The sequence below is a fragment of the Streptomyces sp. NPDC005492 genome, assembly GCF_040605995.1.
Taxonomy (GTDB): domain Bacteria; phylum Actinomycetota; class Actinomycetes; order Streptomycetales; family Streptomycetaceae; genus Streptomyces.
In genome coordinates this window covers 348,061-372,603 of the sequence record NZ_JBEXDX010000004.1, presented here as the reverse complement: position 1 = coordinate 372,603, position 24,543 = coordinate 348,061, and the positions used below count along the sequence as shown (strand labels likewise).

Sequence of the window (24,543 nt, the reverse complement as noted above, 5' to 3'; positions counted from 1 at the left end):
CCCGGCTTGCGTATCAAGGCCGTTACGCGGGCGCGTCCCCGAAGTCCGGGATCTCCAGCCTCGCCCCGCCCTGCCGTGCCGAGTCGTGCGCGACGATGCCCGGCAGGGTGTAGCGGGCCGCCACCCACGCGTTCACCGGCGGCAGCGTACGGGAGTTGACCGCGGTCACGAAGTCGTCCGCCAGGAAGTGATGGCTGCCCTCGTGGCCGTTGTGCAGGTTGTCGAACTCCCGCGGCAGCCGCGACCGGTCGTGCACCGGCGCCGAGCCGGAGGTGAAGGCGGCCCGAAGGTCGGGCGCGATGTGCTGGAGTGACGGGTCGTCAGGAGACATGGTGGGCTTGGGCTCCAGCAGTTCGCTGATGTCCTTCACGCCCTTCTTGTCCTGCCAGAAGGCCACCGTGGCGAGCTGCTCCATGCTCGCGTCGGTCCCGAAGAAGCGGAAACGCGACTCCCGTATCTGCGAGGGATAGCCCACCCGCCGGAACTCGTTCGTACGGAACGAACCGCCGCCCGCCACCTCGAACAGCGCGGTCGCGTTGGAGAAGTCGTTGCCGAACTGACTGACCTCCTTGTCGAAGACACCGTCCCCGCGCTCGTCGACCACCCCGATCGCCGACACACTCACCGCGTGCGTCTGCCAGGCGCCGAGCACCCCGCCCACCGAGTGCGTCGGATAGAGGAGCGGGGGATAGCTGGCCGTCGCCTTCCAGTCCTCGCCGCCGCTGTACTGGTACGCCTCGTAGAACCCCAGGTCCATGTCGTGGACGTAGTCGCCCTCGGCGTAGAAGATCCGCCCGAAGGCGCCCTCCGCGATCTGGTTGCGGGCGTGCACGGTCGCCGGGTTGTACTGGCTGGTCTCGCCCATCATGTACGTCAGTCCGGTCGCCCGGACCGCGTCGATGATCGCCGCGATCTCCTCCGTGCTGATCGCCATGGGGACCGCGGAGTACACGTGCTTGCCGGCGCCGAGCCCCTTCAGGACCAGGGGGCCGTGCGTCCAGCGCTGGGTGAAGATCGCGACGGCGTCGACGGCCTTCGACTCCAGCATCGCCTCGTACGAGGGGAAGGTGCCCGCCAGCCCTTCGGCGGCGGCCAGTTGCTCCGCCCGCTCCGGCAGGAGGTCGGTCACGTAGACCTCGCTCACGCCCGGGTGGGCCTGGAACAGTCGGGCGAACTGGCCGGAGAACTGGCCTGCTCCGACGATGCCGAGGGAGAACGTCATGGGTGCGTGTCCTTCACTGACCGAGGATTTCACTGACCGAGGATGAAGTTGATCTGCTTGTTGGTCTTACCCAGTCCGCCGACCGGTGCGCCGTTGGCGTAGATGTCCTGCATGGCGGGGTGCATCAACGCGTAGACGTCCGCCGCGTAGTTGGTGATCGGGTACGAGAAGGTGGTGAAGTCCTTCTTGTCGACGACCGGCCTGGTGAAGGCCGTGACGTCGATGCCCTTCTTCTTGTAGGCGGCGACGGCGGTGTCCGTGCCGTCGGGGGTCGCGGGGAACACGATTCCGTAACCGCCGACCGTCTTCTGGCAGGCGTCGGAGGAGAGGTACTTGACCCACTTCTCGGCGCCCGCCTTGTTGTGGGCGTTCTTGGTGATCGAGTCGGCGAGACCGTTCATCATGGTCGCCCGGTCACCGCTCGGACCGGTCGGCGTGTACGCGGTGCCGACCTTGATTCCCTTGGCGCCGTAGTACGTGGAGATCATCCACGCTCCGTCGAAGGCGGTGGCCGCCTTGCCCGAGGCGACCTGTGCGTTGGCGGGGTTGGCGCCGTCGCTGTAGTCCGTGTACGGCGCGAGATAGCCCTTCTTCGCCAGCCCGAAGTACCACTTGACCACGGACTGGAAGGTCTTGCTGTCGTACTGGTACTCGGTGCCCCAGCGCTTCTTGTCCGTGTAGTTCCAGCCGGCCGAGCCGGTGAAGGGACTCCAGGTCGTCTGACCGTCGGCGTCGCCCGCGCCGCCGCTGGCGAGGCCGTACGTCTTGACGTGGTGCTTGTCGAAGCCGGGTTCGTCGCCGCGCTTGCCGTTCCGGTCGATCGTGAGGTGGGCGATGGCCTTCTCGAAGGTGCCGCCGTCCTCGGGGTTCCAGGACAGGCTGCCCAGCTGATCGGCGCTCAGACCCGCCGACTTGGCCATCTTCTGGTTGTAGAAGAGGGCCACCGTGTCCCAGTCCTTCGGGGCGCCGTAGCGATGGCCGTCCTGGCCCACCCAGTTGGCGGCCAGCCCCGGCTGGTAGGCGGCGTCGCTGATGCCGAGGTCGTCGAGCGGCTCCAGCACCTTGAGGTCGGCGAACTGGCCGAACTTCTGGATGTGGTCGGTGAACACGTCCGGCTGGGTGCCCGCGATGAAGCTCGCGGTGAGCTTGGTCCAGTAGTCGGCCCAGCCCAACTGGGTGATCTTTACCTTGAGTCCGGGATTCTGCTGCTCGAAACCCTTCGCGCAGGCCTGGTAGGCGGGGAGTTGGTTGGAGTCCCACAGCCAGTAGGTCACCGTGTTCGAGGCCGACCCGACGGAGTCGCCCTTGGCGCAGCCCGCCGTCAGGGAGAGCGCGAGCGCCCCGGTCAGTGCCATGACCGTACGAAATCGCATGCCCTGCCCCTTACTTGATTCCGGTGAAGCTGATGGAACTGACGATGCGACGCGCGAACACTCCGAAGAGGACGAGCATCGGGAGCGCGGCGATGAGGGTCGCCGCCATCAGGCCCGACCAGTCGTAGCCGGTCTGCGGGGTCTGCGAGCGGAAGATGGCCAGCGCCACCGACAGCACGCGGGAGCTGTCGCTGTAGGACACCATCAGCGGCCAGAAGTAGTCGTTCCAGGACGTGATGTACGTCAGCACGCCCAGCGTCAGGATCGGCGTGGACGCCATCGGCAGCAGGACCCGGAAGAAGACGCGGATCTTGCCCGCGCCGTCGAGCAGGGCCGCCTCCTCGACCTCGCGGGGCACGTTCATGAAGAACTGCCGGAGGAAGAACACCGCGAACGGCGTCATGAACATCGTCGGCAGCGCGATCCCCAACAGGGTGTCCACCAGGCCGAGTTGCTTGATGAGGACGAAGTTCGGGAGCAGGGTGAAGATGGCCGGCACCATCAGCCCGGCCAGGAACAGCCCGAACATCCGGTCCCGGCCGCGCCAGCGCAGCCGGGCGAAGGCGTAGGCGGCCATCGCGGAGAAGAACACCTGGCAGACGGTGACCATCGTCGAGACGATCACCGAGTTGAGCAGATAGCGCCAGAACGTGAGGCCACCGCCCGAACCGCCCTGTGCGATCGCCTCCTTGGTCGACTGGAGACCGAGGGCCCGCTCGAAGCCGCCGGTGGTGAAGTCGACCGGCAGCGGGTCCGAGGGGTGGGCGGCGAGGCCGGTGTTCGTGGAGAGCGCGGTGCGCAGGATCCAGAAGAAGGGCAGCAGGGTGATCAGCATGATCGCGGTCATCGCGGCCCAGGCGGCGACCTTGCCGACGGAGAGCCGGCGCCGGGGCGGCCGGACGATCGCCTGTCGGGTCGGCGTAGTGGGTGTATCGGGTGTGGTGGTCAGGGTGGCCATGTCGACTCCTTCCGCTCAGCCGAGGTCGGTCTGGCCGGCGCGGGTGAGCCGGTACTGGAGGATGGTGATCGCGCTCAGCACGATCAGCAGGGCCACGGACATCGCGGACGCGTAGCCGAACTGGAAGCGCCCGAAGGCGGAGCCGTAGATGTAGTACTGGAGGACGTTCGTCGCGTTCGCCGGTCCGCCCGCGGTGGTCACCGCGACCGTGTCGAACACCTGGAACGAACCGATCACCGTCATGATCAGCACGACCGCCAGCACCGGCCGCAGCAACGGCATCGTGATCCGCCAGAACATGCGCCACTCGCTCGCGCCGTCCACCTTCGCGGCCTCGTACATGTCGTTCGGGATGGCCTGGAGCCCGGCGAACAGCAGCAGCGCGGTGTAGCCGACGTGCCGCCACACGTTGATCAGGGCGATCGTCGGGATCGCCCAGGTCTTGTCGGCGAGGAAGGGGATGTGGTCGAAGCCGAGGCCCCCGATGATCTGGTTGCCGATGCCGAGCTGGGTGTCGAGGATCCACAGCCAGACGATGCCGGCGACCACGTTCGACATCAGGTACGGCGTCAGCACGATCCCGCGCAACAGGGCGGACTGCGTGAGCCGTTGGAGCAGGACGGCGATGGCGAGGGCCGCCACCGTCTGAACGCCGATGTTGATGATCACGTACTCGACGGTGACCTTCAACGAGGACCAGAAGATCGGGTCGTGGACCATCCGGTCGTAGTTGTCGAGGCCCACCCACTTCGCCGGCGTCAGCAGATTGAAGCGGGTGAAGCTCAGGTAGATGCCCCGCAGGGTCGGCCAGAGCAGGAAGACCAGGAAACCCAGCAGGGCCGGGGCGATGAAGACCGCCGCCAGCTTGCCGTCGCCCCCGGCTTCATGGGCCCGCGGCGGGCGGGTCGGGGGACTGCTGGACGCGATGGTCATCTGGAGACTCCCTTGTCTGTGACGGCTCACCCTCGGGCCACTTACTTTTGCCGCGAAAGAATCCAGGCGTCAAGAGTCGTGCAGGGATCTTTTCTGTGCGGGATTCTGGTCATAGAGTGACCTTATTGCTTCCGTGGTGAAAGAAATAGTGTGTATGGGAGTCTGACGCTCATGACCACACGTGCGGCCAGTTGGCAGCCGCTGAGCCCCGGCGAGCGCTCCGTGGCGATCGAGGTGCTCGTCCACGGCCCGCTGTCGCGCACCGACCTCGCGCGCCGGCTCGACCTCTCGGCGGGCAGCCTCACCCGCCTCACCAAGCCGCTGATCGAATCCGGCCTGCTGGTCGAGGTCCCCGACGGTGCCCCGGCCGAGGTGCGCCAGGGCCGCCCCTCCCAACCGCTCGACGTGGTCGCCGAGTCCCGTACGTTTCTCGGCTTCAAGGTCACCGACGACATGGTCTACGGCGTCGTCACCACCCTCAGGAGCGAGATCGTCGCCCGTCTGGACCGGCCGCTCACCACCCACGACCCCGACGAAGTGGCCGACCTGCTCGCGGCGATGACCGCCGAACTCACCGCCCGCTTCCCCACGCTCACCGGTATAGGCATCGGGGTCGGCGGTCTCGTCCAGGACCGTGCCGTGGTGGGGGAGTCGCCCTTCCTGCAGTGGAGCGACGTCCCGCTGGCCGAACTCGTCGAGGAACGCACCGGGTTGCCGGTCGTCGTGGAGAACGACGTCGCCGCCCTCGTCGAGGCCGAGACCTGGTTCGGCGCCGGACGCGGCCTCGACCGCTTCGTCGTCCTCACCATCGGCGCGGGCATCGGCTACGGCCTCGTTCTCGGCGGCAAGCGGGTGCAGTACGCCGAGGAGGACCGCGAGTTCGGACGCCACTGGATCCTGGACTCGCACGGTCCGCTCACCCCGATCGGTGAACGCGGCAGCGCCGTCTCCCTGTTGAGCATCCCCAGCATCCGCTACCAGATCCGGGCCGCCACCGGCCGGGATCTGACGTACGAGGAGATTCTCGCCCAGGCCGCCGCGGGCGAGCCCATGGCCTCCCGGGTCATCGACGAAGCGGCCCGTGCGCTGGGCACGTTGGTCGCGCAGATCGCCAACTTCGTGCTGCCGCAGAAGATCCTGCTCGCCGGAGAGGGCGTCGGTCTGATGGACGTGGCCGGCAAGGTGGTGGACGACACACTGCGCGCCCGCCGGCATCCGCAGGCCGTCCCGCTGGACGTCGAGACGAAGGTGTCCGACTTTCACGACTGGGCCCGTGGAGCGGCGGTGTTGGCGATCCAGGTGCTGGTGTTGGGTGTGGTTGAAGTGTGAAATGCGTTACGGGGCTTGACAGATGGACGTGATCAGTAACACGGTCCGATATGTCCGTTTAGCTCGTGATTACTCACATCGCCTTCACCTGCCGCGCCGTATGCTTCACACCATGTCCACCAGTGTTGAATCAGCCACCGAGCGATCGGCAGCCGAGGTCAACGAGGAGATCAGGGCCCTGTGGCTCCGGTCGGGCGGGACACTGAGCGTCGAACAGCGCGAGGAGTACAGGCAGCTCGTGATGGAGTGGGCCGCCGCAGCTCCGCAGTCGGCCACGGCGGCCTGAGAGCCGCCGCCCGGGCGACACGGTGTCGTCGGTCCCGTCGCCCGGCCCTCCTCGTGACCCGGCCCAGCCGGTCGAGCCGAGCCCCCGTCGAGCTCCTCTGAGTCCGTCGACCGTCAATCCAAACTGCACTCTCTTGAGTGATCAGCCCCACATCGCCGAATAGTGCCGCTGGAAGGCCTTGCGGTCCTGTTCCGCGCGGATCCAGCGGGTCGCGACCAGCGCGATCAGACTGCCCGCGATGACCAGCAGACCGGGACCCACGTTCTTCGGGTCCGTGAGCCGCGACGCCAGGGTGGTCGACCCCGCCGTGGTGTTCGTCGCGGGCGCCGAGGTCCCGGGCGTGGCCGCACCGGCGGCCGGCGCGCTGCCCGCGGCCGAGGCGGACGGAGCCGGCGAGGCGGCCGTCTTCGGCGCCACCAGCAGCTTCACGTTCAGCGCGGACAGCGCCTTCGTCAGCGGCTGGAAGAACGTCGTACCACCCGCCGTGCAGTCGCCGCTGCCGCCCGATGTGACGCCCAGCGCGATGCCGTTGGCGAACAACGGGCCGCCGCTGTCGCCCGGTTCGGCACACACCGTGGTCTGGATGAGACCGGTGACCGTGCCTTCGGGGTAGTTCACCGTCGCGTCGAGCGCGGTCACCTCACCGTCGTGCAGCCCGCTGGTGCTGCCGCTGCGGAACACCTTCTGACCTACGGCCGCGTCGGCCAGGCCGGTGATGGTCACCCCGCTGCCGTTGCCGATCGCGACTACGTCCGCACCGTCGCCCGCCGAACCGCTCGCGTACTGCACCAACGAGAAGTCGCTGCCGGGGAAGTTGTCGGAGACCGTCTTGCCCAACTGCTGGTCGCCCTGGTTATCGGCGAACCAGATCGACCCGACCGGACCGCAGTGCCCGGCCGTGAGGATGAAGTCGCTCTGGCCGTTGGTCACATTGAAACCCGCCGAACAGCGGCCACCGGTCGACAGGATCGGCTGCGCCCCGTTGATCCGGGTGGTGAACTTGCCCTGCGTGCGCTGCATTTCGACCGAGGCGCCGATGCTCGTCGCGACCTTCGACATCGCGGTCCAGTTGGAGGCGGAGACGCTGCTGTCGGCCTCCACCAGCACCCTGTTGTTGCGGTAGTCCATCGCCCACGCCGTACCCGGCACCTTGGGCGCCGAACTCAGCGTGCCGGCGGCCGACTTCAGCTCGTTCATGCTGTACCGCACGACCTTCGCCTCGGCGCCCGCCTGCGTCACCTCGGCCGCCGTCTTCTCGTCGGTCACCGCGACGACCGTACGGCCCCCTGAGTCGACCCAACTGCCCGCCGTACGGGCCGAACCGAGCTTCGCCACCAGGGCGGAACCCTTGTCCGCGGGGGTCTGTGGCGCGCTGAGCGTGGTGGCGGACGTGCCGGAGGAGTCGCTGGCCATGGCCGCCTGGGTGACCATGGCACCTCCCAGCAGGAGTCCGCCGACGGCCGCCAGCCGTGTAACTCGCCGGACGACCCGTCGTCGTGCGTGCCTCATGCATGGCTCCCGAACCCCGAACGTGCGGTGACGACACCGCGGGGCTCTCCGGTCGTTTGAGTGCCCTTCCTCCATACGTGGCCCGGCACCGTCCCGTTCACCGGATGGAAGATCGGCTTCGGCTTCCGTGGCCAACAGACGGCCCGAGCGGCCGAGTTGGCGCGGGCGGCCCCCGCTGGGCCCCCGCTGGCCCCGTCGCCCACGAGTCGCGATCCCCCTATCTTGACCCCCATGACCAGCAACCCGCAGCCCACGTCCGGTGAACCGAACCCCTTGCGCGCGCTCAGCCTCGACCGACTGCGATGTCGTACGAGCATGAAGTGGCGCACCTATCCCGAGGACGTGCTGCCCGTGTGGGTGGCGGAGATGGACGTGCCGCTCGCCGAACCCGTGGTCCGCGCGGTCACGGACGCGCTCGCGCTCGGGGACACCGGCTATCCAGCAGGTACGGCCTACGCCGAGGCGCTGGCCGCGTTCGCCGCGAAGCGGTGGGGCTGGGACGGGCTCGCGGTGGACCGCACCCGGATCGTGCCGGACGTGATGCTGGGCGTCGTGGAGATGCTCCGGCTGGTGACCGGACCCGGGGATCCGGTGGTGGTGAATCCACCCGTGTATCCGCCATTCTTCCAGTTCGTGGAGCACATGGACCGGCAGGTGGTGGAGGCACCGCTCGGGGTGGATCTCCGCATCGACCTCGATGTCCTGGAGGACGCGTTCCGGCGAGCGGCCGAGGGCGGTCGGCGGGCCGCGTATCTGCTGTGCAGCCCGCACAACCCGACCGGCACCGTGCACACCGCCGAGGAACTGGCCGCCGTCGCCGCCCTCGCCGAGCGGTACGGCGTACGGGTCGTCGCGGACGAGATCCACGCCCCGGTCGTCGCCGGCGGTACGACCTTCGTGCCCTACCTGAGCATGCAGGGCGGCGAGAACGGCCTGTCCCTGATGTCGGCGTCAAAGGCCTGGAACCTGGCCGGCCTCAAGGCCGCCCTGGCCATCGCCGGCCCCGCCTCCGCCACCGACCTGAATCGCCTCCCCGAGGAGGTCGGCCACGGCCCGAGCCACGTCGGAGTCATCGCCCACACCGCCGCCCTACGCGACGGCACGGTGTGGCTGGACGCCCTCCTGACCGGCCTGGACGACAACCGCCGACTGTTGTCCGACCTCCTGTCCGAACACCTCCCCGAGGTGGTGTACCACCCGGGGGAGGCCACGTACCTCGCTTGGCTCGACTGCCGCGCCGTTGGCCTCGGTGAGGATCCGGCGGACGTGTTCCTGCGGCGGGGGCGGGTCGCGCTGAGCCCCGGTATCGACTTTCGCACGGGGGGTGCCGGACACGTACGGCTCAATGTGGCGACGTCTCCGGAGGTGATTGCGGAGGCGGTACGGCGGATGGCGGTGGTGGTTCGGTGAGGGGGGATGGCGGCGGGGCGGTGATCGGTGGCGGGGACCGGCCGGGGTGGCGGATGCAGATGGTGTTCAGGACCGCTGTCCGGTGTGGCGGCGGCGCCCGGGCGCACCGGACGGCGGTGCGGTGATGGCCTCGCGGGCCGGCTGGGATGGCGGCTCGGTGCGGGTGGTGTTCATGACCGCTGTCCGCGGATGCGGTGGTAGTGGGGCGCGCCGGACGGCGGTGCCGTGATGGGCGGTCGGCGCGGTGCGGGCCGTGTTCGTGGAAGCCGTACCGGGAATCGCGTCGGCGACGGAGCGTGCCGGACGGCGGTGCGCTGATGGGTGGCGGGTCGGCTGTGGTGGCGGCCCGGCGCCGGTGTGATCGCCGAACCGAAGCCGAAGCCGAGCGGCGGATCGCGTTCGCGACCGACTGAACCGACTGGCCGTGCTGTCATGAGCACCCGCCCCTGCTGCCATGATGACCCCCATGCGCATCCTGATGCCCGTCCCCGACCGCGACTTCGATGTCACCGAGGTCGCCGTGCCCTGGCGGCTGCTCACCGATGCCGGGCATGAGGTCGTGTTCGCCACTGAGCGTGCCGGGACCCGTCCTACGGCGGATCCTCGGCTGCTGAGCGGTGTTCTGTTCGGGCAGCTCGGTGCCGAGGACGAGCCCAAGGGGTTCTATCAACAGCTCACCGCCGCACCGGAGTTCGGCGCCACGATCTCCTGGGCGAGTGTGGACGTGACCGGCTTCGACGGGTTGCTGCTGCCCGGCGGACACGCGCCCGGCATGCGTCAGTACCTGGGATCCGCTCAACTTCGGGACAAAGTGGGGGAGTTCTGGGCGCTGGGCCGTCCGGTCGGTGCCATCTGTCACGGCGTCCTCGTCCTGGCCCGGACCCGGGACCCGGACACCGGCCGCAGTGTTCTCGCCGGACGCCGTACGACCTGTCTGCCCAAGTACATGGAACGTACTGCCTACTTGACCACCGCCTGGCGCCTCGGCCGCTACTACCGCACCTACCCCGCCTATGTGGAGGACGAGGTGCGGGGCGCCCTCGACGACCCGGGCAAGCAGTTCGAACGCGGTCCCAGGGAGCTCACCCGGCGCGGTACCGCGAGCGACGACACCCATGCCTTCGTCGTGCAGGACGGCAGCTATCTGTCGGCGCGCTGGCCCGGGGACGCCTACCTCTTCGCTCGCCGGTATCTCGACCTCCTCCAGGCCTCCGCCGGTGCTTAGACTGCCGACCATGGACGAGACCCCGCTGGACCGGCTCGGCGCAGGCCAGTACCTGCTGATCACCAGCTACCGCAAGAACGGCACCCCGGTCGCCACCCCGGTGTGGGTGGTCCGCGACGGCGAGACCCTGGGCGTCTGGACGGTTGCCGACTCCTGGAAGGTGAAGCGGATCCGGGCTCGCGCCGACGTCCTCGTGGGCCCCTGCGACCTGCGCGGCAACCCGACCGGCAGCCAGATCCCCGGCACCGCCGAGATCGTCGACGCCGAGACCACCGCCCGCTACCGCACCCTCATCACCCGCAAGTACGGTCTCACCGGCCGCCTCACGCTCCTCGGCAGCCGCCTGCGCCGCGGGCTCGACGGCACCGTCGGCATCCGCGTGACGCTCGCCCCCTGACGACGATCCCCTTGCCCACCGAACCCAGGGAGCACCCGTGGACCCCGCACTGAACCCGGCCGACCTGAGGCTGCGGCAGGAGCGGATCGTCTTCGCCCGGATGCGCGGCACCCAGGACCGGGTCGCCGACGCCATCACCGCCTTCGCCGGCACCATGCTCTTCGTCTATCTCCACGCGTTGTGGTTCGCCGTCTGGATCGCCCTCAACGAAGGGCTCCTCGGCCACGCCGGCATCTTCGACCCGTACCCGTACGGACTGCTCACGATGATCGTCAGCCTGGAGGCCATCTTCCTGTCGACCTTCGTCATGGTGAGCCAGAACCGCCAGGCGGCCCGCGAGAACGTCCGGGCCGACCTCGACTTCGAGACCAACCTCCGCTCCGAGGTGTGGTCCGCCCACATCGGAGCCGCCCTGGGTCTCGACCCCCGCGAGATCGAACAACGCGTCCAGGAACTCCTCACCGAGAACCGCGCCAAGATGAACGGCGGTTCGCAGACGCCGAGTTGAGCGGCCGTATGACAAGGGATGGGGCCGCGACTCGTCAGTCGCGGCCCCATCCCTCGTACGGCGTTCGGCCCTACGGCGCGTCCACCACCGTGCCCGTCAGTTCCGGTCCGCCGCTGTGCGGCTCGCCGTTGTCGTCCGTGGCCACGAAGCGTACGGACTCGGGCTGCTCGGTCACCTGATCGGTGACCGTGGGCACGCTGATCTCCGTGCTGAGCTGCCCCGCAGGGACGGACGACCAGATGAACAGGCTCGACACCTTGGACAGGGGGCGCTCCGGCGCGGGTTCCTCACTGGATGCCTCCTTGAACCACTGCGGATCGACGTCCAGGGTGGACAACTCCGGGCCGGCGGTGACCGGTTGCACGACGAAGCCGAAGTTCATCTCGACGTCGGCCGGCGCCGACAGCGTCGCCTTCCACCTCAGGGGCTGTCCCTCGGTGACCCGGTCGGCGACCGGCGCGACGGTGAAGGTGGGCATCGGGTCGTCGTTCTCGGTGGTCACCCCGCCACGGTGGGCGCCGACCACCGCGCCGTGCACCGCCTTCACGAACACATCGTGTTGGACGCCGTAGTCGAAGCGGGTGTTGCCCTTCACCACGACCGGTACGTCGATGTCGTGACCGCCGGGTCGCACGGTCACCAGGTGGGATGTGTTCTGGCCGGTGGCCGGGTCGGTGACGTAGACGCGCACCTGGCCGCTGCCCCGGCCGGAGACCTGGACGGGCACCCGGTACGTCTTGACGCCCGAGTCCCCTTCCTTGACGGTGAGTCGGCCGATGTCGACGCGCGGCAGCGGGGCCGCGGCGACCGCCGGAGTGCCGGGGCGCCAGCCCCAGGCGTCCATCAGCCAGGCCTGGCCGGAGCGTGAACGCGGGGTCAATTCAAGGGACTTGACGCTGTGCAGGTCGAGCCCGGCGTGGGAGGCGGCGGTCAGTGGTACGCGGACCTCGCGGGCCCAGTAGGAGGCGGTGCGCCGGGTGCCGGGGAGGCCGTCGACGTGGACCCGGCCGAGGGTCGCGCGATGGCCCGCGGTGTCGGTCAGGGTCACGTCGAGCTGGGTGCCGGTGGAGTTGGGCGGCACGATCACCCGCAGGGCGAGGCCCTTGGCGCCGCCGAGGGAGAGCGGCTTGGCGGGACGCACCGTCACCGGTGAACCGGCCGTGGACCAGCGCAGCGCGACGGCGCGGCGGCCGACCTCCTTCGCGGCCTCCCACTGCGCGAAGTGCGGCGAGCTGCCCCGGGTGTCGTCGCTCAGGCAGGCGGCGGCCGGGTCGGGGTCCACCGCGTCGCACAACCGGCCGCCGGAGACGGTGACTTGGCCGTCCGGGAGGAACCCGGCGCCCCGGTTCGCGCCCACCGCGTGGGTGAGGACCCGGGCGGGATCCGCCGAGGGCACCCGGCGGCCGGAGCCGTCGAGCAGCTCGCGGGCCCGGTCGTCCCCGGCGACGAACAGCCGTGCCGCCGTGGCGATGTAGCTGGACCCGGCCTTGTGCTGCTGGTCGGCGGTCAGCCGGGTCGCGGTGCCCGGCGAGCACACCGGGTCCCGCTCGTCGGGGTCGTTGTAGAAGTCGTCCTCGGCGGGCGCTTGGGCTTGGCCCGGCGTCCATTCGGAGTTGAAGAAGTTGTGGTCGGCGCCTTCCACATAGACCGCGCTGTGCAGGGCGGCGCCCCGGCTGACTCCGCGCGTGCCGTCGACGTAGACCTCGCCCTGGAGGTCGGAGACGTCACCGTCGCACCCGGGCAGGATCGTCACCGACGGCACGTCGGCCACCGGGTTCTGGCCGAAGATGGTCGGGCCGATGAGGACGGTGCCGCGGATCTTCCAGCGCACGGGACCGTGATAGCCGTCCTGGGCGGCCGGCGGCGGATAGAGGCTGTCCATCGCCGCCCGGTTGACGCCCTCACCGCCGCGCGAGTGGCCGATCAGCAGGACGCGGGAGAGGTCGGCCCGGGGCGCGTTCCGGACGACCGGCGGGGCCGTCTGCGGGTGCGCGGACCAGTCGGCCCAGTGGGCCAGGTGCTGCCGGATCAGTGAGGAACGGGCCTGCGCGCCACCGTCGTCGGCGTTGAAGTCCTGGCCGTTGACGCCGTTCGCGGAGATCGACACCGTCATGTAGCCCTGCGAGGCGAGGAGTTGCTGGTCGCGCAGATAGCCCCGATAGCTCGGGACCGTCTTTGCGCCTGCGGCGCAGGGCCAGTCGATGGTGGTGTTCTCGGTGTGGGGCGTGTAGCAGGTGGAGTGCCGGCCGTGCAGGAAGAGCGCGAGCGGGCGCTTGCCGGTGGCTCCCTTCGGTGCGACGACGACGGCCTGCATCTCGACCGGCTCCGAAAACCCGGGCAGACGAACGGAGTTGAGCTTGTACTCACCGGTCGTCGTACGGTACGAACCCGGTTTGCCGGGGTCGACCGCGCCCGCCGGGAGCTGGGCCGAGGGCCGGGCGGCGGCCTGCGAACGCCCGCTGCCGGAGCCGGAGCTGTCGTCGTCGGCGTCCAACCGACGCCCTGCGGACAGTACTTGAAGACCCGTCAGCTTCTTGGGCGTAGCGGCACCGAGGCCGAGCCGGAACGTCCGTCCGTCCTTCGCCGCTCTCGGTACGCCGAGGAGCCGACCTCCGGCATGGAACTCCACGCGCGCGTCACCGATGGGCACCCGCGTGCCCGAACGCCACACCAACTGCTGGGCGGAGCCCTTCCCGGTGATCCGCCAACCCGGCGGAAGACCACCGTTGTCGGCTGCCGCCGTCGCCGTGAACGGTCCGGCATCCGCCGGTGGCGCCGCCTGCGCCGACCCGGACATCCCTCCCGCCACCGCGAGCACCGCCGCGGCCGTGACCCATATTCGCCGGGCACGGAACAATGTTTTCCCCTCCTAGAACCCCAGGCTCAGGCACCCCGTCGATCCCGGGAGCCTCTCGCGCCCCGGAGGACGGGAAGGGGAGCTTGTGGGTTGCCTGTGGAGGAGGATTCGGTCGATCTTCACCGACCGGGTTCGAACTCGGCCGCGCGCTACGGCCGTTCAGGAACAGCTCACCGACCGGTGCCGATGGACTCGATCGAGTCGATCCCTTCGGCCGTCAGTGCCAGGCGCGGTACGGCTCGTCGAGGAGCTGGAAGACGGGCTCGCCCCGCACCGGGTCCTTGGCCGTGGACAGCCGTACGCGGTCGCCGCTGTGGATGCCGATGGGCGGGCCGATGACCCGGCCGCGCACCACGAAGCCCTCGGCCATCTCGATCAGCGACACATTGCGGGCGGCGGGGGTGTTGCGGTGCACGACCGTGGAGTGGCGGACCGTGCCGGTGCCCTCGCTCCGCTCCGTGCGCAGGTCGCCGCCCTGGCAGACCGGGCACAGCAGCCGGTGGTACATGGCGGTCCCGCACCAGGTGCAGCGCTGGAAGACGATGGTGTCCCCGTCAGGGGTGTGCGGATCGAGTACGCCCGCCGGGGAGCCGCCTGCCGGACGGGTCGCGAATCCTGAGTGGTGGTACACGCTGTCAACTCCCTGCGCTCGGCCGGAATCCCGCGCGCGCGGCCGAGCCGGGCACGCATGTGCGCGGTTCGCCGTGCCACCGTGCACGGCCTCAGGGTATGGCACTCAGTGCCAGGCGTAAAGACACTGCGTACCCTTGGGATTGTCTGATTTCTGCGGCGGGGTGACTCAGTCGCGCTCGAACGCGGCCTCGATCTCCTGGACGACGCGCCACATCGGGGCCCCGCGCCGGGAGACCACCACCACGACGTCCTCGGGCTGTCGCTCTTGTTGTCGCTCGACAGCCGCGGGTGCAGGCGACTGTCCGAACGCGGAGCGCACGTACCCCAGGGCGTGGTCCACCTCGGTGACCGCATCGCGCTGCCCGTCCGAACGCAGCCAGGAACGCAGCGCGTTGTTGTGCGCGGCGACCACGGCGGCCGCGATCACATCCGCCTGGAGGGTGCCGTCGCGGCGCCCGGCGAAGCGCCCGCGCAGATAGGCGGCGAGGGCGCGCTCGTAGCGCCACACCACCGACAGCTCGTACGCGCGCAGCCCCGGCACCTTCTTGGTGAGGCGGTAGCGCTGCACGGAGAACGTCGGGTTCTCGTTGTACATCCGCAGGACTAGCCGGGCCGCGTCGCAGACCCGCTGCACGGGCTCGTGCTCGTCGCCACTGACCGAGAGGAAGGCCGTCATGTCGGCCAGGCAGCGTTCGTGGTCGGGGAAGACCACGTCCTCCTTGGAGGGGAAGTAGCGGAAGAACGACCGCCGTCCGACCCCGGCCAGCGTGACGATGTCGTCGATGGTGGTCTGTTCGTAGCCCCGCTCCAGGAACAACTGGAAGGCGGCCGCGACCAGGGCGTCCCGCATGGGCGGCTTGGAGCTCATGGACGGGAACGTAGCACCAGGTCGGCACAGATGGCACTCAGTGCGCTCCTGAGGGGAACCGAGTCCCCCCGCGGTCGATACGGCCGTTGTGTGCGAGGCGATCGATACCGTCAAGGTGGTCCGTCCGAGCGTGAGCTGAACTCCCGCGACCGCGCGCGCGTATCTTCCCAGGGGGATGGCGGAGATCCGTGCGTGCGGAACGGAAGGAGAGCAGTGTGTCTACACCGCCCGAACCGGGATCGTCGTCCGAGGGCCGGGTCCTGGAACCCGCCCGGGTGTTGCGCCCCCGCCGCTCCGACAATCTCGCGGAGCTGCTGCGGGAGGTCCGCCGGGACTCCTCGGTCTTCGAGTCCGTGCCGGTGCCGAGGCCGTTCTTCGGCTCCGAGTCCGACACCCAGGAACTGCCGCCCGTATCGAGCGAGTTGCCCCCGCTGCCGAGCGGCGGCGTCTTCGGTCCGGGTCTGCGCAGGGCCGCGATCGCGGTCGGAGTGAGTGCCGCCGCGCTGGTCGGCTTCGCCTGCGCCCTCCTGCTGCCGGGCAAGGGAGAGGCGAGCACCGCCAAGCCGGTCACCACACCCACCCCGGTGGCGTCCGCCACCGCCGCGGCGACCGACCCCGACGGGGCCGGCACCCTCCGCGAGGGGGACAGCGGGCCTCAGGTGACGGAGCTCGAGCAGCGTCTCCTGCGTATCCCCGACGTCTACAAGAACGGCTCCACGAGCGGACAGTACGACGGGACCCTGACGGCGGCGGTGGCCCGCTTCCAGCTCTGGTACGGCATCAGGGGCGACGAGAACGGTGTGTACGGCGACGACACCCGCAAGGGCCTGGAGTCACGCACCACGCTCGACGACGGTCAGTAGCCGGATCGCCGGTCAGCGTCCCGTGCTGTGCCCGACGAGTGCCTCGGTCACTGCCCGCACGCTGCGCGCGATGTGCTGGAGCTGGAGGACCTCGGCGGCGTACAGCTTGATGGTGTGCTCGATGACCGACTCGGGCAGGCCGATGCCGGGCAGGTCGGCCCGCGCGGTCTGCAGGGCGGTCCGGGCCACGCGGATCTCGTGCTGGACCTGGATCTGCGCATGGCGGGCGAGCAGCACGGGGTGGCGGATGAACGCGGGGTAGCTGGCGTAGCGGGCCGGCACCAGCTCGCGCAGCCACTTGGCGGCCGAGCGCTCCCAGTCGTAGCTGCCCGGGGTCTTGACCTGACAGGGCCAGTCCTGGCTGATGCGCGTGGTGGTCAGTTGCATGTCATCGCTTCCCGGTGTGCGGCGTCGGGGGGGATGGGTCGACGGTGTGGGGCGGCCCCGGTCTAGGGGATGACCGGGGCCGCCCTGGGCGCTCGCGCAGGCGATGCCCGACCGAACACCCCTGGCGCCGACGCGGGTAGGAGACGGCGGCTGAGGGTGTTCGTGCAGGAGCCCCGGGGGACGGGTGTCGCCGGCGCGGCGGGTGGAGCGGCGTGCGCATGGGCGGACCGGTGCTTTCTCGGGGCTGGTGCGAGCGCTGGGCTCACGGGTGCGGAACGTGCCCGGAGTTGGCCGGGTGCGATCCGTGAGCAGTATTTATATATGCCGTCCGCTTTGCAAGGCGTATGAAAACATTCATGCGCGAAATAGGCGGAAATGTCCCCGTCTGAAGGTGTTCGGTGGGGGAGGGGCGGGTCAGTCCCGCATGAAGAACTGGTGCTGCTCGGCGATCTGCTCGTAGTCCTCCAGCCGGGCCTGAGTGCGCTCCGGATCGGCGTCCGTCATGGCCTGGAGCAGGGCGGAGGCCATCACACCGGGAGCCGCGTACGAGTCGAAGACCAGGCGGGAGCCGGTGCCGATGGCGAAGGTGACGTCGGCCTCGTCGGCGAGCGCGCCGAGCGCCAGGTCGGTCACCAGGGCCACCTTGAGACCGGCGCTGCGTGCCACGCGGAGCGCGGTGAGCGTCTCGTGGGCGTGCCTGGGCATGTCGAACGCCAGCAGCCAGGTGCCGCCCGCCTCGCGCGACTGGAGGATCGCGTCGTACGCCACGCTGCCGCCCCGGGTCACCAGCCGTACATCGGGGTGGATACGGCGTGCGGCGTACGCGAAGTACTCGGCCAGCGAGACGGAGATGCGCAGCCCGAGGACGGTCAGCGGGGTGGACGCCGACAACTCGCGCCCGATGCCGATCAGGCGGTCGGGGTCGGCGAAGTCCCGGCGCAGGTTCTCCAGGTTCTCGATCTCGGCGTCGACCGCGGCCTGCAGTTCGTTGCTGCGGTTCACCTCGGCCGCCGCCGGGCCGCCCGCGAGGGTGCTCAGTGCGATCGCCTGCAGCCGCTCCCGTAGCGCCGGGTAACCGCTGAAGCCGACCGCCGCGGCGAACCGGGTCACCGAGGGCTGGCTCACGCCCACGCGCTCCGCGAGATCGGTGATGGAGAGGAACGCGGCCTCGGTGATGTGCTCGATCAGGTACTGGGCGATGCGCCGCTGCCCCGGCGACAGCCGTGGCCCGTCGAACAGTTCCCTGAGCTGGGAAGTCGGCGCAGCCCCGACTTCCGGGTCGGTCTTTCCCGAGGTGATCGCGAACGCCTGGGCGCGTGCCTGCTGCGGCGATGGCACCGATGCGCCTCCTTTGTCTCCCACAGCCACAAAACATAGCTCACAGAGCGTTGTGGGCAGAGAGTGATCAGCGACGGTAGATCGTGATCGAATGACCGACCTGATCGATGGGGCGACTGCTGTCGATCAACTCGGCCAGTTCTCCCTGCGCTTTGTCGATCGCGGTGTCCGAGACGACCAGCAGCCCGTGCACCTCGCCCTTCCCCGCCTTGCGTGGGTCGGACGACTCGATGCCGTAGTACGACGGCACACCACTGCCCTTGTAGACGAGCCAGATCCGCTCGCCCGCATAGCGCTCGCGCAGCCGGTCGGCGAGGCGGCCCAGGTCCTGGCCCCAGTCCACATTGGAGTCGTGCAGCCGCAGATAGGTCTTCGAGGGACCGCCGAACGCCTCGTTGGAGTACGGCAGATAGAAGGGGAACGTCCGCAGCGAACTGACCGCGACGAACCCCACCAGCAGCCCCGTGGACAGCGCGGCCCACCGCCACCGCAGCGCCGGCACACAGGCGGCCGCCACCGCCAGGAACATCGGCACGAAGATCGCGTAGCGCGTGCCGAAGTCCCGCGAGCCGTCCATCGCCGAGGCGAGCAGTACGGCGGTGGGGACGAGCAGATACGGCGCCGCCGGCCGCAACCGCCGTACCGCCACGACCGCCACGGCACCCGCGGTCCACAGCGCGAGCATGCCGAGGGGTGTCTTCACCAGGAGTGCCGCGGGGAGGTAGTACCAGTGGGACCCGGTGTAGAGGTGCCCGAACAGGAAGCCCTGCCACGGGTAGTCCTCCATGCCGAACTGGATGCGCATCCCGTCGAGGAACGCCCTTGGGAACGGCAGGAGTTGGACCAGGTGTCCGCGCAACCCGTGGATGGCGGGCACCGGTTCGGTGGGCGTGAACCGCAGCCGCGGATCGACGGCGAGATACGACGCCCAGACGACGGCGACGCTCACCAGGGCCAACACGCCTGCGCTCGCGGCCCCGTACGCCAGCGTCCGGAGCCGGGCGTCGCGGTCGGCCGGGCGGCGGGCGGACCACACCGACACCACGGCGAGGAGCATCAGCACGGGTACGGCGGGGAGGGCGGCCATCTTCGTCGCCACAGCGGCGCCGAGCGCGACCCCGGCGAGCGGCAGGTACAGGAGGGGCCGTCGTCTGGCCCGCCACAGCAGCCACACCGACGTCAGCAGAAAGCCGGCCTCCGGCACGTCGAGCGTGGCGAGCGAGCCGTGCGCGATGACATCGGGCGAGAACGCGTACAGGGTGAGGGCCACCAACCCTCTTGCCGCGCCCACGAGTTCACGGGCGAAGGCGAACACGACCAGCCCGAACAGCAGCGTCAGCACGATCACCGGCAGCCGGGCCCAGAACATCAGCCGCCAGGGGTCGTTGCCCGACTCGTACAGCAGATGGCGGCCCAACTGACCCTGGTCGCCTTTGTAGGCGGCGTCGAAGTGCGGGTCGGCGAGGGCGATCCCGGCGGCGATCGCCAGCTTCCCGAGGGGCGGATGCTCGGGGTTGTAGTCGAGGCTGTGCTCGTGCAGATAGACCGTGGCGGTGGCCACGTACACCGGCTCGTCGATGGTCGGTGTCTGCTGGACGGCGGTCGTGATCATCACGGCGGCCATCTGCCCGAGGAGCAGCACCACCAGGAGGGGCGACAGCCACCGCCTGCGGCGCCGCAACCCGGCGCGGAGGCGTGCCGACCGGCTCTCCGTGGCGCGCGGCAGCGGTTCCCCGCTGCCGTCGCCGAGCGTGCCGGGGTCGAGGACCGAGTGCTGTTCGCGCGCCATCATCCGCCCTGCGGTGAGGCCGGCCGCTCGGTGGCGGGAGCGATCCGGAGCCGGGTCATGGCCCTACTGTCGCATCGCTCCCGCCACCAGGGGCGTCACCGCTTCAGGAGTCGTACCGACAGACCTTCCGCCGTATACACCGGTACGGCCCGCAGCTTGTCCGAGTTCACCTTGATGCTGTCGAACTGGCCGCGCAGCGAGGCCGCGCCCAGGACCCGCACCGTGGAGCCCGCGGCCGGCGGGTGCTCGGCGTCGAACCGGATCGACAGCGTGCTGCCCCTGCCGAGCGTCGCGCGTCGCGTGACCTCGACGGCGGGCTGGTGGCCCGAGCGCAGCGTGACCTCCAGCGCGGCGGACTGCTGGGCGTAGGCGCCGTGGATCTGCACGGACTCGGAGATCCGCAGCGTGCCGCCGAGCACACTCACGTCACCGTGGCCGAGCGCGTGCGCCGAACCGGCGACCAGCGCACCGGCCTTGAGGGCGGTCCCGCCGGTGTACGCGTTGTGGCCGGTCAGCGTGAGCGTTCCGGTGCCCTGCTTGGTCAGGCCGCCGCAGCCGTCGATGTCGTTGCGCCAGGCGTCGGCCGCGCCGAAGCCCCCGGCCGCCGCGTCGAGGGCGACGGTGACATCGGAGTCGAAGGAGCCGTAACCGTCGGCCGCCGCGAAGAGGTTGAGGCGGCCCCACTGCTCGAAGCCGTCGAGCAGGATGTAGCCGGAGGGCAGCGCGGTGGTGCGCAGCACCTCGCGGCGCTGGTCCGCGTCGAGGTACGGCAGCCGGGTCTCCAGCAGCACCTCCGCGCCCTTGGGCACGGTCAGCGCCTTGTCGCGGCCGCTGCGGGTCAGCACATAGGTGAACTTGGGCTTCACGACGCGGGCGTTGGCGCTCCGGTCCGCGTACGGGTCGGTCGCGGTGGTCGCCGAGTGCGCGTACGCGTACAGGGTGTCCGCCGTCGTGCCGGTCTTCGCCTCGAAGTAGGCGAGCGCCTGGGCGCGCGCCGCCGCCTTGAGGTCCGCGTTGGCGGGGTCGGCGAGCGTGGCGGCGGCGAGGGCGGTGGCCATGATGCGGCCGCCGATGACGTCGACCGTGGAGTGCATGCCGGCCATGATCCGGGTGTGGCTCAGTTCGAGGGTGCGGGTCACCAGCTCCTGGAAGCGCTCCGGTACGGCGTACGCGTAGGCCAGGCCCGCCAGGTGGAAGGCGTTCGTGTGGCCGCTGGGGAAGCCGCCGTCGTCCACCGGCGATGCGCTGCGCTGGCGCAGGAGCTGCGGGGCGACGATCACCTTCGAGTCGTAGACCGGGAAGCCGAGCGCGTCGACCTTGCCGGTGTCGACGACCTCGCTCTTCTCGTTCATGCGCCACGGACGCGGGTACTGGTAGGCGTACTTGGAGGGGTTGCCCGACGCGTAGTTGCCGCGCACCGTGTCGACCAGTTCCGCCACCTTGCCGAGTGCGGAGGTGTGCGAGCCGGCGCCGAGCGCGGAACCGGCGGGGGCGTCGGCGGGTACGGCGTCGTCGATCTTCGTGGCGGGTGTGCCGTCGGGCGCGCTGGTGATCGAAGTGACCGCCAGGGCACCCGACTTGTAGAGGTCGGCCAGCGGGCCCAGGCCCGCGATCATCGCGTAGCTCTGGTGCTGCCGGTCGTAGAGGAACGCCTCCTTGGCCTGCGCCTCGGTGCGGTGGGTGGTGAGGTCGATGCAGTACCGCATGTTGGCGCGCAGGATCTCGGGGCGCAGCGCGGTGCCCGTGTTCCAGGCCGCCCCGGTCTTCCACACCTGGGCCATGCCGCCGAGGACCCGGACCACGGCGTTGGTCTCGGGCGTCAGGTTCGCTATGACGTTCGTCTTGTAGTCGTCGACGAACGCGAGGGGAGCTGTGGCGGCCTTGGCGTCCGCGGCGGTCAGCCAGGTGACCAGCGTGGGTGCGGCGACCACACCGGCGGAGGCGCCGAGCGAGGTCTTGAGGAAACCACGTCTGTTCACGGCGAGTCGACCGGCGTTGGTGCGCTGCCCGGCGGGTGACGGCATGGAGGTGCCTCTCTTGAGTTCTACGGCCGCGGGACCGGGGAGGTCGTGCGACCGGGAGGGTCGTGCGATCGGCTGTGGTGCGAGATGCGCGTGGGACGTATGAAAGCGCATACGTCGGTTGGTGCGTACGTGCGAAGATTTACGGCGGGCAGTGTCCCGTTGGCACGCGTTCGGCGTCCATGACATGGCCCCCGGGTGAACGGGGGCCCGCGCTTCACAGGATCGAACGTGCCAGCGCCACCGCGCCCTCGACGGGCGGTACTTGGATGGGCCGCGCCCGGGCCTGCGGCACCCGCTCGGCGAGCGCGGCGGTGAGGGCTTCGTACAGGCGGGGCTGGGCGAGGACGGTTCCGCCCGCGACCACCACGTCGTCGACGGGGACGCCGCGTTCGGCGAGCCGGACGACCAGTGCGGCCAGGGAACGGCCTGCCTCGGCTATCACCTCGCGGGCGACGAGCGAGCCAGCGTCGGCCGCGGCGAAGACCACGCGCGCGTGGCGCCCCCATTCGGCGGAGACGTCGGAAGCGCTTTCCAACGCGGCGCCGAGTGCGGGCACTTCGGCCACCGCGAAGGCCTCGACCAGTCCCAGGGCGAGCGGGTCCGGAGCCTCGCCCCGGTCGTGTGCGGCCCAGGCGGCGCGAGCCGCCTCGCGGACGAGACCGGCGGCGCCGCCCTCGTCGCCGAGTACGGCGCCCCAGCCGCCCACTTGGAGCCGGCCGCCGTCGGCGAGCAGGCCCACCGCGACGGAACCGGTGCCGGCCACCAGGCCGACGCCCTTTTCCAACCCGGCCGCGGGGACGAGCAGTTCGGCGTCGCCCACGACGAGTGCGGGCACGGCGAGACGTTCTTCCAGCGCGGCCCGGATCTCGGCGCACTGGCGGGGCGTCTCGCAGGCGTGCCCGCCCACGGCGAGCGCGGACGGGCGGGTGCCCACCGGCAGGGCGTCACGGACCAGCGCGGTCAGCCAGTCGGCGGCGGTCGCGGGGTCGTGCGGCCGCCAGCCGCCGCTGGCACGGATGTGGTCGGCGACGACATCCGCGCCAGCGCAGGCGCGCAGATGTGTCTTGGTGCCACCCACGTCGATGCCGACCACGAGGGGCGTGAAGTCCTGCACGGAACCTCTTTCGTCGTTGCGCGGTGCTGCGACGGTGGGCGAACCGAGTCCGGAAGGACGGAAGTTGACGCACTAGGGAAGCCTCGGGACGGGCTTCTGACGGACCACGGCAGGCGAGTACCGTGACGTTCGTTAGGAAGTTAACTAACGAAGTACAGTGCGTCAAGAGGCATCGCGTATCGAGCAACGGGAACCACTGTCCGGGCCCGCGTGACGCCAGGACATCCCATCGCCGCCTGCCGTGGACACCCTGCGGAAGCGCGGCCTGTGAACTGGGGGAAGTGTGGAACATGTCGTGACGCGGGCGTCTCGGCTGACCGAGAGCGCGAGCGCGGTGTTCGAGGTGCTGGCCAGAGCCGGCAGCGCGACCCGGCCGCAGCTCGCCACCCTGGCCCGGCTGTCCAAGCCGACGGTGTCCTCCGCCGTCGTGGAACTGGAGAGCGTCGGGCTCGCCGCCCACTCCGGGACCGCCTCCGGCGGCACGGGCCGCAACGCCGCCGTCTACCGGCTCGGCCCGGCGGCCGGCGCCGTACTCGCCGTCGATCTCGGCCCCGCCCTGACCCGGGTGCGCGGCTGCGCCCTCGACGGCACCCTGCTGGCCGAGGCGACCGGCTCCCGTGCGAACGCCGCCGACGCCGTGCGCGAGGCCCTGGACGCGCTGCCCCCGGGCACCCCGCTGCGCACCGTGGTCGTCGCCGTGGGTGATGTCACGGCGCGCGACCGGGAGGGCACCGGCATGCGGCCCGCGACCGCCAAGGCGGGGCCGGTCTTCGACGCGATGGCGGTCGCCCTGCCGCCCGGTGTGCCCGTCCATCTGGAGAACAACGTCAACTGCGCCGCGCTCGCCGAGCTGCACGAGGGTGCCGCCCGCGACCGCCACACCTTCGGCTATCTGCGGATCGGCGTCGGTATCGGCCTCGGCATCGTCGTCGGCGGCCAGGTGCTGCGGGGCGCGAACGGCGCGGCGGGAGAGCTGGCCCGGCTGCCCTACCCCTGGGACGACCACGCCGACCCGCGCCAGGAGGCCCTGGAGGAGTACATCGGCGCCCGCTCACTGCTGCGCCGGACCGCCGAGGCCTGGCGGGACGCGGACGGGCCGTGTCCCGGCACCGCCGAGCGCCTCTTCGCCCTCGCCGGTGAGGGACAGGCCACCGCCCGCGCCCTCGTGGGCCGGCACGCCGTCGACGTGGGCCGACTGGCCGCGGCCGTGACCGCCGTCCTCGATCCGGGCCTGATCGTGCTGGGCGGCAGCACCGGCGCGGACCCGCAGCTCCTGCCCGGGGTGCGGACCGAACTGGAGCGGCTGAGCTGGCCCACCGAGGTGGTCAGCAGCACGGTCGGTGATCTCGGCACCGTGGTGGGCGCCGCCCGGCTCGCGGTGGCCCGAGGAGTCCAAACCGTGACCGATGCCCCGGGGGTGAAGCATTGACGGCCTCCGACTCGGTCTGCCAATGTCCGGACAAGCGCTTTCTAAGTCGGTCGGGACACCGACTCAGGGTGAGCGACCCAGCCGTACACGA

The 24,543-nt window shown here is 70.3% G+C and carries 21 protein-coding genes; 8 read left to right on the top strand and 13 right to left on the bottom strand.

Features of this window, described 5'->3' with window-relative positions:
- Nucleotides 1-22: 22 nt before the first annotated feature.
- Genes ABZT04_RS08745 through ABZT04_RS08730 form a run of 4 tightly spaced genes read right to left on the bottom strand, consistent with a single transcriptional unit; the run spans nucleotide 23 to nucleotide 4,486 of the window.
- Nucleotides 23-1,222, bottom strand: a complete 1,200-nt coding sequence (locus ABZT04_RS08745; protein ID WP_356054520.1) for a Gfo/Idh/MocA family oxidoreductase — start codon at nucleotides 1,220-1,222, stop codon at nucleotides 23-25.
- A gap of 29 nt (nucleotides 1,223-1,251) precedes the next feature.
- Nucleotides 1,252-2,595 carry a sugar ABC transporter substrate-binding protein gene (locus ABZT04_RS08740; protein ID WP_356054517.1) on the bottom strand — a complete coding sequence of 448 codons (1,344 nt, stop codon included), beginning with the start codon at nucleotides 2,593-2,595 and terminating at the stop codon, nucleotides 1,252-1,254.
- A gap of 10 nt (nucleotides 2,596-2,605) precedes the next feature.
- Complete coding sequence (locus tag ABZT04_RS08735) at nucleotides 2,606-3,553, bottom strand: carbohydrate ABC transporter permease (RefSeq protein ID WP_356054514.1); 948 nt, start codon at nucleotides 3,551-3,553, stop codon at nucleotides 2,606-2,608.
- 15 nt (nucleotides 3,554-3,568) lie between these two features.
- Nucleotides 3,569-4,486, bottom strand: coding sequence for a sugar ABC transporter permease (locus tag ABZT04_RS08730; protein WP_356054512.1), 918 nt, complete (start codon nucleotides 4,484-4,486; stop codon nucleotides 3,569-3,571).
- A gap of 171 nt (nucleotides 4,487-4,657) precedes the next feature.
- On the opposite strand from ABZT04_RS08730, the gene ABZT04_RS08725 reads away from it, so the two are divergent.
- Nucleotides 4,658-5,815 carry an ROK family transcriptional regulator gene (locus tag ABZT04_RS08725; RefSeq protein WP_356054510.1) on the top strand — a complete coding sequence of 386 codons (1,158 nt, stop codon included), beginning with the start codon at nucleotides 4,658-4,660 and terminating at the stop codon, nucleotides 5,813-5,815.
- Nucleotides 5,816-5,915: 100 nt separating this feature from the next.
- Nucleotides 5,916-6,101, top strand: a complete 186-nt coding sequence (locus ABZT04_RS08720; RefSeq protein WP_355922869.1) for a hypothetical protein — start codon at nucleotides 5,916-5,918, stop codon at nucleotides 6,099-6,101.
- Between the two features lie 141 nt (nucleotides 6,102-6,242).
- On the opposite strand, the gene ABZT04_RS08715 is transcribed toward ABZT04_RS08720, so the two are convergent.
- On the bottom strand, nucleotides 6,243-7,610 hold the full coding sequence (locus ABZT04_RS08715; protein ID WP_356054507.1) for a S1 family peptidase: 1,368 nt from the start codon (nucleotides 7,608-7,610) through the stop codon (nucleotides 6,243-6,245).
- A gap of 231 nt (nucleotides 7,611-7,841) precedes the next feature.
- Here ABZT04_RS08715 and ABZT04_RS08710 point away from each other — a divergent pair, with 231 nt between their 5' ends.
- From ABZT04_RS08710 to ABZT04_RS08695, 4 genes are all read left to right on the top strand, one after another.
- Nucleotides 7,842-9,020 (top strand): aminotransferase class I/II-fold pyridoxal phosphate-dependent enzyme, encoded by a 1,179-nt coding sequence (locus tag ABZT04_RS08710; protein WP_356054505.1) that lies wholly within the window; start codon nucleotides 7,842-7,844, stop codon nucleotides 9,018-9,020.
- 466 nt (nucleotides 9,021-9,486) lie between these two features.
- On the top strand, nucleotides 9,487-10,245 hold the full coding sequence (locus tag ABZT04_RS08705; RefSeq protein WP_356054502.1) for a type 1 glutamine amidotransferase domain-containing protein: 759 nt from the start codon (nucleotides 9,487-9,489) through the stop codon (nucleotides 10,243-10,245).
- Between the two features lie 10 nt (nucleotides 10,246-10,255).
- On the top strand, nucleotides 10,256-10,642 hold the full coding sequence (locus ABZT04_RS08700) for a PPOX class F420-dependent oxidoreductase (protein WP_356054500.1): 387 nt from the start codon (nucleotides 10,256-10,258) through the stop codon (nucleotides 10,640-10,642).
- Between the two features lie 37 nt (nucleotides 10,643-10,679).
- On the top strand, nucleotides 10,680-11,150 hold the full coding sequence (locus ABZT04_RS08695; protein ID WP_356054497.1) for a DUF1003 domain-containing protein: 471 nt from the start codon (nucleotides 10,680-10,682) through the stop codon (nucleotides 11,148-11,150).
- A gap of 70 nt (nucleotides 11,151-11,220) precedes the next feature.
- Here the strand turns inward: ABZT04_RS08695 and ABZT04_RS08690 are convergent, their stop codons facing one another.
- The 3 genes from ABZT04_RS08690 to ABZT04_RS08680 form a co-directional block, all read right to left on the bottom strand.
- Complete coding sequence (locus ABZT04_RS08690) at nucleotides 11,221-13,947, bottom strand: hypothetical protein (RefSeq protein ID WP_356054495.1); 2,727 nt, start codon at nucleotides 13,945-13,947, stop codon at nucleotides 11,221-11,223.
- 277 nt (nucleotides 13,948-14,224) lie between these two features.
- On the bottom strand, nucleotides 14,225-14,638 hold the full coding sequence (locus ABZT04_RS08685; protein ID WP_356054492.1) for a zinc ribbon domain-containing protein: 414 nt from the start codon (nucleotides 14,636-14,638) through the stop codon (nucleotides 14,225-14,227).
- 168 nt (nucleotides 14,639-14,806) lie between these two features.
- Nucleotides 14,807-15,490, bottom strand: coding sequence for a TetR family transcriptional regulator (locus tag ABZT04_RS08680; RefSeq protein WP_356054597.1), 684 nt, complete (start codon nucleotides 15,488-15,490; stop codon nucleotides 14,807-14,809).
- A gap of 233 nt (nucleotides 15,491-15,723) precedes the next feature.
- On the opposite strand from ABZT04_RS08680, the gene ABZT04_RS08675 reads away from it, so the two are divergent.
- Nucleotides 15,724-16,371 carry a peptidoglycan-binding protein gene (locus tag ABZT04_RS08675; RefSeq protein ID WP_356054490.1) on the top strand — a complete coding sequence of 216 codons (648 nt, stop codon included), beginning with the start codon at nucleotides 15,724-15,726 and terminating at the stop codon, nucleotides 16,369-16,371.
- Between the two features lie 12 nt (nucleotides 16,372-16,383).
- Here the strand turns inward: ABZT04_RS08675 and ABZT04_RS08670 are convergent, their stop codons facing one another.
- From ABZT04_RS08670 to ABZT04_RS08650, 5 genes are all read right to left on the bottom strand, one after another.
- A complete protein-coding gene (locus ABZT04_RS08670) occupies nucleotides 16,384-16,758 on the bottom strand; it encodes a hypothetical protein (protein WP_019064417.1) in 375 nt (124 codons plus the stop codon).
- A 414-nt stretch (nucleotides 16,759-17,172) separates the two neighbouring features.
- Complete coding sequence (locus ABZT04_RS08665) at nucleotides 17,173-18,096, bottom strand: MurR/RpiR family transcriptional regulator (protein WP_356054487.1); 924 nt, start codon at nucleotides 18,094-18,096, stop codon at nucleotides 17,173-17,175.
- Between the two features lie 67 nt (nucleotides 18,097-18,163).
- Nucleotides 18,164-19,888, bottom strand: coding sequence for a phospholipid carrier-dependent glycosyltransferase (locus ABZT04_RS08660; protein ID WP_356054484.1), 1,725 nt, complete (start codon nucleotides 19,886-19,888; stop codon nucleotides 18,164-18,166).
- A gap of 92 nt (nucleotides 19,889-19,980) precedes the next feature.
- Nucleotides 19,981-21,909, bottom strand: a complete 1,929-nt coding sequence (locus ABZT04_RS08655; protein WP_356054482.1) for a phosphatase PAP2 family protein — start codon at nucleotides 21,907-21,909, stop codon at nucleotides 19,981-19,983.
- 214 nt (nucleotides 21,910-22,123) lie between these two features.
- Entirely contained in the window at nucleotides 22,124-23,023 is a 900-nt protein-coding gene (locus tag ABZT04_RS08650) for a BadF/BadG/BcrA/BcrD ATPase family protein (protein ID WP_356054480.1), read from the bottom strand.
- A 295-nt stretch (nucleotides 23,024-23,318) separates the two neighbouring features.
- Between ABZT04_RS08650 and ABZT04_RS08645 the strand changes: the two genes are divergently transcribed.
- On the top strand, nucleotides 23,319-24,452 hold the full coding sequence (locus ABZT04_RS08645; RefSeq protein ID WP_356054477.1) for an ROK family protein: 1,134 nt from the start codon (nucleotides 23,319-23,321) through the stop codon (nucleotides 24,450-24,452).
- The last annotated feature ends 91 nt before the right edge of the window (nucleotides 24,453-24,543 follow it).

Bases quoted from the DNA above. Each gene is read 5' to 3' on its own strand.
- ABZT04_RS08745 (WP_356054520.1), bottom strand. From the start codon at position 1,222: ATGACGTTCTCCCTCGGCATCGTCGGAGCAGGCCAGTTCTCCGGCCAG.
- ABZT04_RS08740 (WP_356054517.1), bottom strand. From the start codon at position 2,595: ATGCGATTTCGTACGGTCATGGCACTGACCGGGGCGCTCGCGCTCTCC.
- ABZT04_RS08735 (WP_356054514.1), bottom strand. From the start codon at position 3,553: ATGGCCACCCTGACCACCACACCCGATACACCCACTACGCCGACCCGA.
- ABZT04_RS08730 (WP_356054512.1), bottom strand. From the start codon at position 4,486: ATGACCATCGCGTCCAGCAGTCCCCCGACCCGCCCGCCGCGGGCCCAT.
- ABZT04_RS08725 (WP_356054510.1), top strand. From the start codon at position 4,658: ATGACCACACGTGCGGCCAGTTGGCAGCCGCTGAGCCCCGGCGAGCGC.
- ABZT04_RS08720 (WP_355922869.1), top strand. From the start codon at position 5,916: ATGCTTCACACCATGTCCACCAGTGTTGAATCAGCCACCGAGCGATCG.
- ABZT04_RS08715 (WP_356054507.1), bottom strand. From the start codon at position 7,610: ATGAGGCACGCACGACGACGGGTCGTCCGGCGAGTTACACGGCTGGCG.
- ABZT04_RS08710 (WP_356054505.1), top strand. From the start codon at position 7,842: ATGACCAGCAACCCGCAGCCCACGTCCGGTGAACCGAACCCCTTGCGC.
- ABZT04_RS08705 (WP_356054502.1), top strand. From the start codon at position 9,487: ATGCGCATCCTGATGCCCGTCCCCGACCGCGACTTCGATGTCACCGAG.
- ABZT04_RS08700 (WP_356054500.1), top strand. From the start codon at position 10,256: ATGGACGAGACCCCGCTGGACCGGCTCGGCGCAGGCCAGTACCTGCTG.
- ABZT04_RS08690 (WP_356054495.1), bottom strand. From the start codon at position 13,947: ATGTCCGGGTCGGCGCAGGCGGCGCCACCGGCGGATGCCGGACCGTTC.
- ABZT04_RS08680 (WP_356054597.1), bottom strand. From the start codon at position 15,490: ATGCGGGACGCCCTGGTCGCGGCCGCCTTCCAGTTGTTCCTGGAGCGG.
- ABZT04_RS08670 (WP_019064417.1), bottom strand. From the start codon at position 16,758: ATGCAACTGACCACCACGCGCATCAGCCAGGACTGGCCCTGTCAGGTC.
- ABZT04_RS08660 (WP_356054484.1), bottom strand. From the start codon at position 19,888: ATGATGGCGCGCGAACAGCACTCGGTCCTCGACCCCGGCACGCTCGGC.
- ABZT04_RS08655 (WP_356054482.1), bottom strand. From the start codon at position 21,909: ATGCCGTCACCCGCCGGGCAGCGCACCAACGCCGGTCGACTCGCCGTG.